Here is a 12326-nt window from a genome sequence, read left to right as displayed (position 1 = left end):
GCCGGGCATGCGGGATCCCAGGGACGCTCCGGGCAGGCGGGATCCCAGGGGTGCTCTGGGCGGGCGGCATCGCGGGGGGCGCTCGGGGCCGGCCGCCTCCCGGGGGCGCTCGGGGCCGGCGGGCCCCCGGGGACGTCCCGGGCAGTTCGCGAGCGTGGCGTGTCGCCCTGATGCGGGCGGCGTCGCAGTCGCGGCCGGTCCCACGTCGGCCCGGCCGGTCCTACGCCGCCCCGGCCGCCGCGTCCAGCCGGGCCCGCTCCTCCTGCGTCAGCAGTAGGTCCGCCGCGGCGGCAGAGTCCCTGATCGTCCGCGGCCGGCTGGCCCCCGGGATCGGGACGACCACCGGGGACCGGGCCAGCAGCCAGGCCAGAGCGACCTGCTGGGGACTGACACCGTGCTCCGCCGCCACCGCGTGGAAGGCGGCGAAGCGCTGCTCTCCCTCCGTGCGCGACGGCCCGTCCAGGGAGCTGCGGGCCAGCCCGCCCAGCGGACTCCACGGCAGGAACGCCAGCCCCAGCTCCGCGCACAGCCGCAAGGCCGGCTCGCTGTCCCGGACGGCGGGGGAGTACCGGTTCTGCACCGACACCAGCCGGTCGCCGAGGATCTCGCGGGCCCGGCGGATCTGGTCCGCGTCCACGTTGGACACACCGGCCAGCCGGATCGTGCCCGCGTCGAGCAACTCGCGCAGCGCGCCGACCGACTCCTCGAAAGGCACGGCGGGGTCGGGCTTGTGCAGCTGGTAGAGGCCGATCGCCTCCACCCCGAGCCGCTTGCGCGACGCCTCGGCGGCGGCTTTGAGGTGGCGGGGGGAGCCGTTCACCGTCCAGTCACCGCCCGCCGGCCGGCCGCGTCCGCCCTTCGTCGCCACCAGGACGCCGGAGGTGTCACTGCCGTACGAGGCCAACGCCCGGGCCACCAGACGTTCGTTGTGCCCGGGCTCCGCGCCCGGCAGATGGTACGAGTCGGCCGTGTCCAGGAGGGTCACGCCCGCGTCGAGCGCCGCGTGCACGGTGGCCACGGCACGCTCCTCGTCCGGCCGGCCCTCGATGGACAGCGGCATCGCGCCCAGCCCGACCGCACTCACCCGCAGCCCGCCAAGGGTTCTGTACCGCATGTCAGTCGCCCTTCCCGAGCGTCTCTGCGACGGCACGCGGCAGCCACTGCCGGGCGTCGCCGAAGGTGAAACCGAGTCGGGTGGCCCGGCCGTTGTCCATGCCGTAGGCGCGGCGGAAGGAGAACGGCGAGACCTCACCGACCTCCACGGCCCGGAACTCCGCGCGGCGGCCGGGAACATGAGCGGCCACCGCCGCGCACAGTTCCTCGGTGCTCAGCACCCCGCAGGAGGCGGCGTTCACCGGCCCGGTGAAGTCCTCGCCCGCCGCCCAGGCCAGGAACCGGGCGATCTCCTCGACGTACGCGTAGGTGGCCGGCCGGTTCACCGCCGGCACGGCGATCGGCTCGCCGGTGCGTATCCGCTCGGCGTAGTGGGCCAGCCTGCCCGTGAAGTCGTCGTCCCCGCCCAGCACATGGGCGACCCGCACCACCGTGGACTCGAACTCCGGTCCGGCCGCGAGGACCGCCTCGGCCTGCCGCTTGCCCTCCCCGTAATGGGCCTCCAGAAATGCGGGGTCGTCCCAGGGCAGGTCCAGGTCGACGGCGACGGTGGACGGTTCGACGGCCTCCTCGCGCACGAGGACGGGGGAGTCCTCGTACTCGTACACCTCGACCGTCGACGTCATCACATAGCGGCGCGTACGGCCGGCGAAGACACGGCGGGCGATCGCGGCTTGGCGCGGGGTGTAGCAGACCTGGTCGACGACGGCGTCGAAGACGCGGGAGCCGAGCGCGTCGGTCAGTGACCGTTCGTCGTCCCGGTCGGCGCGCAGATGCTCCACCCCGGCGGGCGGCGGGGAGGAACCCCGGTTCAGCACGGTGACGCGGTGGCCTTCGGCGAGCAGCCGTGCGATCAGACGCTTTCCGACATACCGGTTGCCGCCGATGACCAGGACGTCCAGAACCTTTTCCATGGCCATAATTCTCCCGGCGTACATCCACGCTCTGAAGGGGGAACCATGGGAGTTCAGGCCGCCGCGCCAAAAGAACCACGGCAGTTGCGGACCGCCGCCGACGAAACATCGGTGGCCTTCGACGCGCTGGACCGGCAGATCCTCCAGCTGCTCCAGACCGACGGCCGGATCAAGCTCAGCGAGCTGGGCCGCCGGGTCCGACTGAGCCCCGCGGCCGTCACAGAACGGGTGCGGCGACTGGAGGCCGCGGGTGTGATCAGCGGCTACGGGGCCCATGTCGTGCCGTCCCGGCTCGGCTACGGCATCCAGGCGTTCATCCGCGTCAACCCGCACGGCGGCTACACCCTCAAGCACCCCAGGACCCTGGAGCTCATCGAGCGGCCCGAGATCACCGAGGTGCACCACGTGGTCGGGGAGGACTGCTGGATCCTCAAGGTCGCGGTGCGGGACACCGTCCACCTGGAGGAGGTCCTGGAGGCCGTCTCCGCGCTGGGCCGCACCACGACGTCGATCGTGCTGACCTCCCCGGTGGAGCGGAAACCACTGTTGCCTTGACGCCGGGGTCAAGGATTACGTTCGAGCGCATGCGAATCGGCGAGCTGGCCGCACGGGCCGGGACCACGACGCGGACGCTGCGGTACTACGAGTCGCGGGGGCTGCTGCCCGCGCGGCGCACGGGCAACGGTTACCGGAGCTACGACGAGAGCGACCTGCGCCTGCTACGGCAGATCAGGACGCTTCAGGACTTCGGGTTCGACCTGGAGGAGACGCGGCCGTTCGTGGAGTGTCTGCGGGCCGGGCACCCCGAGGGCGACTCGTGCCCGGCGTCGCTCGCGGTCTACCGGCGCAAGCTGGGCGACCTCGACGCGCTCATCGGCCAGTTGACGGGCGTGCGGGACACCGTGGCGCGGCAGTTGGAGCGGGCCGAGCTGGCGCGGGCCGAGCTGGCCGCCGAGGCGGAGGTTCCGGGCGGTCCGGAGCCCGTGTGCGAGCTGGGAGGGGACCCATGGTGACCGGAGTGACCAGAGTGACCGGTGTTACCGACGTGACGGACGCGGACTTCGAGGCGGAGGTGCTCGGCGCGGAACTCCCGGTGCTGGTGGAGTTCACCGCCGACTGGTGCCCGCCCTGCCGGCAGATGGGGCCGGTGCTCAAGGCCCTCGCCGCCGAGGAGGGCGACCGGCTGAAGGTGGTGCAGCTCGACGTGGACGCCAACCCGGAGACGACCAACGCCTACAAGGTGCTCTCCATGCCGACGTTCATGGTGTTCCGCGGCGGTGAGCCCGTGAAGGCGATGGTCGGCGCGCGGGCCAAACGGAAGCTGCTGGAGGAGCTGGCCGACGTGGTCTAGCCAGGCGACCCGCCCGGTGAACAGGAAATCCCCCGAGCAATTGCGCTCGGGGGATTTTCTTGCGTATATTTGTTTGTTCGTGACTTCAACTTGATTGACGTCACAGTGAAGTTCAGTGAGCACAGTATATCCGGGCGGGAGCGGAATTGTCAAACACCGAATTTCCGGACGATGAATTGCGACAGGAACAGGAATTCATCGACGGGTTGTACGCGCGCGTGGACGCGCTGCGCGGCGACGCCGAGACCTCCGTCACGGACGCGCTCGCGCAGGGCAACACCCCCATGCAGGCCAGACTCGAGCGGGACATCCTCGTCGCCGAGCGCTCCGGGCTGCTCGCCGCGCTGAACGCGGTGGACGGCTCCCTGTGCTTCGGGCGGATCGACCTCACCTCGGGCGTCACCCACCGCATCGGCCGCATCGGCCTGCGCACCGACGACGCCGAGCACACCCCCGTCCTCATCGACTGGCGTGCCGATGTCGCCCGCCCCTTCTACCTGGCCACCGGTCACACCCCGATGGGCCTCAGGCGCCGCCGGCACATCGCCACCGACGGCCGACGGGTCACCCACCTGCACGACGAGATCCTCGACCTCGGCGACGAGACCCGCACCGGCCACGAGGACCCGACGGGCGACGCCGTGCTGCTCGCCGCCCTGAACTCGGCGCGCACCGGCCGCATGGGCGACATCGTGCAGACCATCCAGGCCGACCAGGACCGCATCATCCGTGCCCCGCACCGCGGCGTCATGGTGGTGGAGGGCGGCCCGGGCACCGGCAAGACGGCCGTCGCCCTGCACCGCGCCGCCTACCTGCTCTACGAGCACCGGGAGCTGCTCGCCAAGCGGGCCGTGCTGATCGTCGGGCCCAACCCGGCGTTCCTCGGCTACATCGGCGAGGTGCTGCCCTCCCTCGGTGAGACCGGTGTGCTCCTCGCGACCGTGGGCGAGCTGTTCCCCGGGGTGAAGGCGACCGCGGCCGACACGCCCGAGGCGGCCACCGTGAAGGGCCGGGCCGGTATGGCCGACGTGCTCGCCGAGGTCGTGCGCAGCCGGCAGGCGCTGCCCGACCCGGTGATCGCCATCGAGCACGACCGCGAGGTCCTCATGCTCGACGACGGCCTGGTCAACGTGGCCCGCGAACGCACCCGTGCCGCCAAGCTGCCGCACAACGCCGCCCGCGAGTACTTCGAGGGCCACATCCTCAACGCCCTCACCGACCTGTACGCCGAGCGGATCGGCACCGACCCCTTCGACGGGTCCAGCCTGCTCGACCCCAGCGACATCACGCAGATCCGCGACGACCTCGCCGAGAACCCCGAAGTGTGGTCGGCCGTCGACCAGCTGTGGCCGCTTCTGACGCCGCAGCGGCTCGTCGCCGACTTCCTCGCCGCGCCCGAGGAGTTCCTGCCCGCCGAGGACGCCGACGCCGTACGCCGTCCGGTGACCCGGCGCTGGACGGTCGCGGACGTGCCGCTGCTCGACGAGGCCGCCGAACTCCTCGGCGAAGACGACCGGCTCGCCCGCGACCGCGCCGAGCGTGAGCGGCAGCGGCAGATCGCCTACGCCCAGGGCGTGCTCGACGTCTCCTACGCGTCCCGGACCTACGAGTTCGAGGACAAGGAGGAGGACGACCCCGAAAGCTCCGAGGTCCTGTCCGCGCACGACATCATCGACGCGGAGCGGTTCGCCGAGCGGCACGAGGAGGACGATCACCGCAGCGCCGCCGAGCGCGCCGCCGCCGACCGCACCTGGGCGTTCGGGCACATCATCGTCGACGAGGCGCAGGAGCTGTCGCCGATGGCGTGGCGGCTGCTGATGCGGCGCAGCCCGACCCGCTCGATGACTCTCGTCGGCGACCCGGCCCAGACGGCGGAGGCGGCCGGGGTCGGGTCTTGGTCGGGCATCCTCTCGCCGTACGTCGAGGACCGCTGGGAGCACACCCGCCTGGGCGTCAACTACCGCACCCCGGCCGAGATCATGGACGTCGCGGCGGCCGTGGTCCGTGCCGAGAACCCGGACTTCGAGCCGCCCAGCTCGGTCCGCTCGACCGGCGTGCGCCCCTGGGCGCGTGCCACCGACGACCTTCCGGGCGCCGTCGCCAAGGCGGTCGGGGAGCTCACCCCGGCCGAAGGCAGGCTCGCGGTGATCGCCCCGCGCGACCTCCACCGCTCCCTCGCGGCACGGCTGGACGGCGTCACGGCGGGCGCCGAACCCGACCTCACGCAGACGGTCGTCCTGCTCGACCCGCGCCAGGCCAAGGGCCTGGAGTTCGACTCCGTCCTCGTGGTCGAGCCCGGCCGGTACGGCACCAGCGACCTGTACGTGGCCCTGACCCGGGCCACCCAGCGGCTGGGCGTGCTGCACACCGGGGAGCTGCCGAAGCCCCTGGCGGCCGCGTTCGGGTAGCGGAGCGGCCCCGTACCCGCCCGGGTACGGGGCCCGTCTACTGCAGGAGCGACCTCGGATCCCGCAGGGCGTGCCACAGCCCGGCCGCGAGCGGTACGACCGTCAGGGCGAAGAAGACCCAGAACAGGAACTCGGCCCCGGGCGCGAGCTCGTAGACGGTGCCGTCCTCCCACAGGCAGTAGGCCCGGGGCGGAAACGGGGTGGAGACCCCTGACACCTTCCCGCTTCCGATGACGCCCTCCTCGTACGGCTCCCTGGGGCAGGGGGCGGTCTCCGGGAACAGGACGGGATCGTCCGCCGCCATGATGAACACCCAGGTGACGGCGCCGAGCGGCACCGACCAGAAGACCGAGGTCTTCACCCACAGGGGCAGCAACGGATGCGCCAGCAGCCCGCGCAGCGCGACCCAGCCGACCACCAGGGCGGCGAAGACGGGAAGCAACGTCATGGCTTCACGGCCGCCTTGCGGGCGCGCAGTTCGGTCGCGTATCCGGTGCCGATGAAGAGCAGGGCGGCGGCCAGGGCGAGCGAGGCGCTCGTCCCGTTCATCCAGCCGTAGTCGGGATCACTGGGGTACACGGAGCCGTCGTCACGGACGCAGTCGAAGCGCAGCGGCAGGTACGAGGACCGGTGGTGACTCAGCCCTTCGATCGTGGCCGGGTCGAAACCGTCGCGGCAGGCCGGGGCCGGGACCGAGTTCGCTCCGTCGTTGAAGGCCGACTCCGAGTCCAGCACGGCGAAGAGGCCCGGGGAGTACACGGCGACGGCCGCCCACGCGGTGGCCGCCGCCGTCCGGCGCATGAGATGCACGGACCACGGCTCGGGCCGCCCGGGCAACGCCATGGCGAGGGCCCCCGCGGTGGCGACGAGCGCGGCGACGGCACAGACCGCCGCGAGACCGAGACCCATCAGCAAGGGCCTCAGCTCGTTCCGGGCCGGCGGGGGAGTGGGGTGACACGCATGCGGCCACCCCACCACTCCCGGCGGGGACGGGCTGTGACGGAGGCCACTCCTCCGGTCACACCCCTGTCACAGGCCCGCCTAGGCAGGGCGCAGCCACACCGTCGCCAGCGGCGGCAGCGTCAGCCGGATGCTGGCCGGGCGGCCGTGCCAGGCCACGGGTTCGGGCTTGACCGGGTCGGGATTGGTGACGTCGCTGCCGCCGTAGCGGGCCGCGTCGGTGTTCACGGCCTCGTGCCAGGCGGGGACGTCGTCGGGGACGCCCAGGCGGTAGTCCTCGCGGGTGACCGGCGCGAAGTTGGACACCGCCAGCACCGGGACGCCCTCCGGGTCCAGCCGCAGGAAGGCGAGGACGTTGTCGTCGGCGGCGTCCCCGACGATCCACTCGAAACCGGCCGGGTCCGTGTCCAGGCGCCACAGCGCCGGGGTCGCCCGGTACACGGTGTTCAGGTCGCGGACCAGGTCACGCACACCGCGGTGGTCGGGCTCCGCCCCGTAGCCCGGATCCAGCAGCCACCAGTCGGGGCCGTGCGCCTCGGACCACTCGGCACCCTGGGCGAACTCCTGCCCCATGAAGAGCAGTTGCTTGCCCGGATGGGCCCACATGAAGCCGAGGTAGGACCGGACCCCGGCGCGCTGCTGCCACCAGTCGCCGGGCATCTTCGACACCAGGGAACGCTTGCCGTGCACGACCTCGTCGTGGGAGATCGGCAGCACGTAGTTCTCGCTGTAGGCGTACACCATGGAGAAGGTCATCTCCCCGTGGTGGTACTTGCGGTGCACCGGCTCGTGGCTCATGTACTGCAGCGAGTCGTGCATCCAGCCCATGTTCCACTTCAGCCCGAACCCCAGCCCGCCGAAGCCGCTCGGGCCCTTGTGGTGGGTGGCCCGGGTGACACCGTCCCACGCGGTGGACTCCTCGGCGATCGTGACCACGCCGGGCACCCTGCGGTACACCGTCGCGTTCATCTCCTGCAGGAACGCCACCGCGTCCAGGTTCTCCCGGCCGCCGTGCTCGTTCGGTGTCCACTGGCCCGGCTCGCGCGAGTAGTCGAGGTAGAGCATGGAGGCGACGGCGTCCACGCGCAGCCCGTCGATGTGGAACTCCTCGCACCAGTACACGGCGTTCGCGACCAGGAAGTTGCGCACCTCGTTGCGCCCGAAGTCGAACTCCAGCGTGCCCCAGTCGGGGTGTGCGGCCCGCAGCGGATCCTCGTGCTCGTACAGGGGCCGGCCGTCGAACTCGGCCAGCGCCCAGGCGTCGCGCGGGAAGTGCGCCGGCACCCAGTCCATGAGGACGCCGATGCCCGCCTGGTGCAGCTTGTCGACCAGGTACCGGAAGTCGTCCGGCGTGCCCAGCCGGGCCGTCGGCGCGTAGAAGCCGGTCACCTGATAACCCCAGGAGCCGCCGAACGGATGCTCCGCGACCGGCATCAGCTCGACGTGCGTGAAGCCCAGGTTCTTCACGTACCCGGGGAGCTGATCAGCAAGCTGGCGATACGTCAGACCCGGTCGCCAGGACGGCAGATGGATCTCGTACACCGAGAACGGCGCCTCGTGCGCGGGAACCTCGGCGCGCCGGGCCACCCAGTCGGCGTCGCCCCACTCGTACTCCGAGGACGTGATCACCGACGAGGTGGCGGGCGGTACCTCCGTGCGGCGGGCCAGCGGGTCGGCGCGCAGCGTCTTCGAACCGTCGGGACGGGTGATCTCGAACTTGTACAGCTCGCCCTCGCCGATGTCCGGCAGGAACAGCTCCCACACCCCGGACGAGCCCAGCGACCGCATGACATGTCCGGTGCCGTCCCAGAAGTTGAAGGTGCCGGCCACGCGCACACCGCGCGCGTTCGGCGCCCACACCGCGAACCGGGTGCCGGTCACGCCCTCGTGGGTCATCGGGTGCGCGCCCAGCGCCGTCCACAGCTCCTCGTGCCGGCCCTCGCCGATCAGGTGCAGGTCGAGGTCGCCCAGGGTGGGCAGGAAGCGGTAGGCGTCCTCGGTCTCCAGGACCGTGCCCTCGTACTCCACGATCAGCCGGTACGCCGGGACCTCCCGCAGCGGCAGCAGCCCCGAGAAGAAGCCCTCCCCGTCGTCGTGCAGCTCGGCTCGCAGCTCCCCGGCGACGACGGTCACCGCCAGGGCGTACGGCCGGAACGCCCGGAAGGCGACGCCGCCGGGCACGGGATGCGCGCCGAGCACGGAGTGCGGGTCGTGGTGCGTGCCGCCGAGCAGCCGCTCCCGGTCCACCGCGGCGACGGCGGGCGAGACGGTGACCTCCATCTCCGGCGGAACGACCTGGGCGGCGGCGGCCTTCTCGGCAGGGGCCTTCCGGGCCGGGGTCTTCTTGACCGCGCTCTTCTTCGGGAGGGCCTTCTCGGCGGGGGCCTTGGATGCGGTGGTCCTGGCCGCGGTGTCCTTCTTCGCGAGGGCCTTGGTGGCGGGCGCCTTCTTCGCGAGGGCCTTGGTGGCGGGCGCCTTCTTCGCGGCGGTCTTCTTGGCGGGGGCCTTGGTCGCGGTGGCCTTCTTCGCCGTTGCCTTCTTCGCGGCGGCCTTCGTCGCGGGGGACTCGGCCGCAAGAGACCCGGCAGCCGTGACGTCCGCTGCCGCGGCCTTCGTGGCGGTGTTCCTGGCCGCCGCCGCCCTGACCGTCGTGGCCTTCTCGGCGGGGGTCTTCTTCACGGCCGTCTTCGCCGCGGTTTTCTTCACGGACGTCTTCTTCACGGCCGTCTTGGCCGCCGTCTTCTTCGCGACGGTCTTCTTCACGGCCGCCGCTTTCTCCGGCGTGGGCTGTGCGACCGATGGCTTCTCGGCGGCGGCCTTCTTCGTCGCCGCCTTCTTGGCCACCGTCCTGCCGACGGTGGTCTTGCCGGCGGCGGCCTTCTTGGCGGTCGCCTTCGCGGGGGCCGCCTTCTTCGCCGCTGCCTGTTTGGGCACCGCCGTCTTCTTCGCGGCGCTCTTCTGCTGGGCGGCCGTGGGCTGCTCGGGGATCTTCTCCCCGGCGGTCCCCTTGGGACGCGAACCGCTGGACTCAGGGCGGGGGGTCACGGGCGGAGCCTCCAGGACGAGGGTGGTCGGTCAGGTCAGGTGGCCGGTCGAGGCGAGCCGGTCTATGGCGGCCAGGGGCACCGGCAGCCAGTCGGGGCGGTGCCGGGCCTCGTACACCACCTCGTAGATCGCCTTGTCCGTCTCGTAGGCCCGCAGCAGCACCGGGTCGGTGCGCGGATCGCGGCCGGAGGCCTCCGCGTAGCCGGAGCAGTACGCGGAGCGGCAGGTCTCGGCCCAGTCCGGCTGGGGCGGGTCGGCCGAGCGTGCCGCGTAGTCGAAGGACCGCAGCATGCCGGCGACGTCACGCACCGCCGGCTGCGGCATGCGGCGCTCGGCCAGCGGCCGGGCCGGCTCACCCTCGAAGTCGATCAGCCGCCACTCACCGGACGGCGAGCGCAGGCACTGCCCGAGGTGCAGATCGCCGTGCACCCGCTGCGCGGTCCAGGTGCGGCCCTCGGCGGCCAGATCGCCCAGCGCCGTGAACGCCGACCGCAGCCCACGGGCGTACGGCCGCAGCGCGGGCACCGCCTGGACGGCCGCGTCCAGCCGCTCGATCATGCCGCCGACCATGAGCTCGAGCTGCGAGTGACCGAGCGTGACGGTCGGCAACGCCCCGGCCAGCGCGGTGTGCACCTCGGCGGTGGCCCGCCCCAGTGCCCGCGCCTCGGCGCCGAAGTCCTCGCCCTTGGCCAGCTCGCGCAGCGCCAGCTCCCAGCCGTCCGAGGCGCCCTGCAGGAACGGCTGGAGCACCCCCAGGACGTAGGGCTGGCCGGCGAGGTCGCCCGGGCCCGCCGCGACGACCGGGTCGGCCGTGGGGGCGATGTCCGCGACCATCCAGGCCGTCGGCGCGGGCACCCGGGGGCAGTTCTCCCGGGCCAGCGCGAGCGGCAGCTCCAGATCGGGGTTGACCCCGGGCACGATCCGGCGGAGCAGCTTCAGGATGAACGTATCTCCGTAGACGATCGACGAGTTGGACTGCTCGGCGGTCACCACGCGCGGCACCAGTCCGGAGCGGATGTCCTGGCCGGGGTCCCGCTCGAAGCGGAGCCGTCCGACCCGGGCCTGGGCGCGCAGCGCCTCCAGGAGCAGTTCGGCGGGCCGGGTGTCGTGCAGGGCGTCGTAGACGGTCCGGCCGGCCAGCGGCCCCGTCGGCACATGTCCGATGAGCGCGGGCGCCAGCCGAGGCGGCAGCGCCTCGCGCACGCCTATCAGCAGCTGGTAGCAGTCGCCGGGGTGGCCGGGCGCACCGTGGGTCGGCGTGACGGGCTGGTGGGCGCGCACGAGCAGGTGGTAGAGCCCCAGCTTGGACGTGGCCGGGAGCAGCTCGGTGGCCTCGACCAGCGTGAACCCGGTGACCGGCCGTCCCTTGCCCGCGAACCAGCGCTGCCGCGGCAGCCATTCCCGCAGCAGCGGATCCAGGGAGACCAGAAGGCCGGGCGGGGTGGTGACGGTGCGTGTGACGGCTTCCGACATGGCGTCGCGTCCTTTCACCCATTTGTGGTGCGCCTCCGGTGCCTGCGACCGGCCCCGGACGGCGCCCCTCCGGCTCACGCGGGTGGGCGGGGTGTTACTGATGCGTGCCCCGGGCGGGGCGGAGGAAACGCCCCGCCGCCGGGGTTTGCGGCCCGTCCCGCGGATCGGGCCTCAACAGGCCTTTTCAGGCCTCACATGGTCTCCTTGCGGAGCCTGAACCAGTAGAAGCCGTGGCCACCGAGCGTCAGCAGATACGGCAGCTCGCCGATCGCCGGGAAGCGGACCCCGCCGAACAGTTCCACCGGGTGCCGCCCCTCGAAGGCGCTCAGGTCCAGCTCGGTGGGCTGTGCGAAACGGGAGAAGTTGTTCACGCACAGCACCAGGTCGTCCTCGTACTCCCGCAGGAACGCCAGCACCGCCGGGTTCGTCGAGGGGAGCTCGGTGTAGGAGCCGAGTCCGAAGGCCGGGTTCTGCTTGCGGATCTCGATCATGCGGCGGGTCCAGTGCAGCAGCGACGAGGGCGAGGCCATGGACGCCTCGACGCTGGTGACCTGGTAGCCGTAGACCGGGTCCATGATCGTGGGCAGGAACAGCCGCCCCGGGTCGCACGAGGAGAAGCCCGCGTTGCGGTCGGGCGTCCACTGCATCGGCGTGCGCACCGCGTCCCGGTCGCCGAGCCAGATGTTGTCGCCCATGCCGATCTCGTCGCCGTAGTACAGGATCGGCGAGCCCGGCAGCGACAGCAGCAGGGCCGTGAACAGCTCGATCTGGTTGCGGTCGTTGTCCAGCAGCGGGGCGAGCCTGCGGCGGATGCCGATGTTGGCGCGCATGCGGGGGTCCTTGGCGTACTCGGCCCACATGTAGTCGCGCTCTTCGTCGGTGACCATCTCGAGCGTCAGCTCGTCGTGGTTGCGCAGGAACATCCCCCACTGGCAGCCCGAGGGGATGGCCGGGGTCTTGGCCAGGATTTCCGAGACGGGGTAGCGGGATTCGCGGCGTACGGCCATGAAGATGCGCGGCATGACCGGGAAGTGGAAGGCCATGTGGCACTCGTCGCCGCCG

At 72.1% G+C, this 12326-nt stretch carries 11 protein-coding genes; 4 read left to right on the top strand and 7 right to left on the bottom strand.

Translation table 11 applies throughout. The features are described from left to right. Window positions 1-220: 220 nt before the first annotated feature. Both ABT116_RS32795 and ABT116_RS32790 read right to left on the bottom strand, forming a co-directional pair. On the bottom strand, window positions 221-1114 hold the full coding sequence (locus ABT116_RS32795) for an aldo/keto reductase (RefSeq protein ID WP_351641221.1): 894 nt from the start codon (window positions 1112-1114) through the stop codon (window positions 221-223). Between the two features lies 1 nt (window position 1115). Continuing rightward, window positions 1116-2027 carry an NAD-dependent epimerase/dehydratase family protein gene (locus ABT116_RS32790; RefSeq protein WP_351641219.1) on the bottom strand — a complete coding sequence of 304 codons (912 nt, stop codon included), beginning with the start codon at window positions 2025-2027 and terminating at the stop codon, window positions 1116-1118. Between the two features lie 45 nt (window positions 2028-2072). Here ABT116_RS32790 and ABT116_RS32785 point away from each other — a divergent pair, with 45 nt between their 5' ends. The 4 genes from ABT116_RS32785 (at window position 2073) to ABT116_RS32770 (ending at window position 5786) form a co-directional block, all read left to right on the top strand. Continuing rightward, a complete protein-coding gene (locus tag ABT116_RS32785) occupies window positions 2073-2582 on the top strand; it encodes an Lrp/AsnC family transcriptional regulator (protein ID WP_351641217.1) in 510 nt (169 codons plus the stop codon). Between the two features lie 29 nt (window positions 2583-2611). Further along, a complete protein-coding gene (locus ABT116_RS32780; protein ID WP_351641215.1) occupies window positions 2612-3040 on the top strand; it encodes a MerR family transcriptional regulator in 429 nt (142 codons plus the stop codon). Between the two features lie 5 nt (window positions 3041-3045). Further along, window positions 3046-3378 carry a thioredoxin family protein gene (locus ABT116_RS32775; protein WP_351641213.1) on the top strand — a complete coding sequence of 111 codons (333 nt, stop codon included), beginning with the start codon at window positions 3046-3048 and terminating at the stop codon, window positions 3376-3378. 176 nt (window positions 3379-3554) lie between these two features. Next, complete coding sequence (locus tag ABT116_RS32770) at window positions 3555-5786, top strand: HelD family protein (RefSeq protein WP_351641211.1); 2232 nt, start codon at window positions 3555-3557, stop codon at window positions 5784-5786. A 37-nt stretch (window positions 5787-5823) separates the two neighbouring features. Here the strand turns inward: ABT116_RS32770 and ABT116_RS32765 are convergent, their stop codons facing one another. The 5 genes from ABT116_RS32765 to ABT116_RS32745 all read right to left on the bottom strand — a co-directional run. Then, window positions 5824-6234 carry a hypothetical protein gene (locus ABT116_RS32765; RefSeq protein ID WP_351641209.1) on the bottom strand — a complete coding sequence of 137 codons (411 nt, stop codon included), beginning with the start codon at window positions 6232-6234 and terminating at the stop codon, window positions 5824-5826. Then, on the bottom strand, window positions 6231-6695 hold the full coding sequence (locus tag ABT116_RS32760; RefSeq protein ID WP_351641207.1) for a hypothetical protein: 465 nt from the start codon (window positions 6693-6695) through the stop codon (window positions 6231-6233). The genes ABT116_RS32765 and ABT116_RS32760 overlap by 4 nt, the downstream gene beginning before the upstream one ends. 132 nt (window positions 6696-6827) lie before the next feature. After that, a complete protein-coding gene (gene glgB, locus ABT116_RS32755; RefSeq protein WP_351641206.1) occupies window positions 6828-9791 on the bottom strand; it encodes a 1,4-alpha-glucan branching enzyme in 2964 nt (987 codons plus the stop codon). Between the two features lie 30 nt (window positions 9792-9821). After that, window positions 9822-11264 carry a maltokinase N-terminal cap-like domain-containing protein gene (locus tag ABT116_RS32750; RefSeq protein WP_351641204.1) on the bottom strand — a complete coding sequence of 481 codons (1443 nt, stop codon included), beginning with the start codon at window positions 11262-11264 and terminating at the stop codon, window positions 9822-9824. Window positions 11265-11455: 191 nt separating this feature from the next. Then, a partial coding sequence (locus ABT116_RS32745; protein WP_351641201.1) for an alpha-glucosidase C-terminal domain-containing protein occupies window positions 11456-12326 on the bottom strand: 871 nt, incomplete at its 5' end.

This window comes from Streptomyces sp. NPDC002130, assembly GCF_040296465.1.
Lineage (GTDB): Bacteria > Actinomycetota > Actinomycetes > Streptomycetales > Streptomycetaceae > Streptomyces.
Note: the sequence above shows the minus strand (reverse complement) of the source record. Positions and strands in the feature narration are given on the sequence as shown.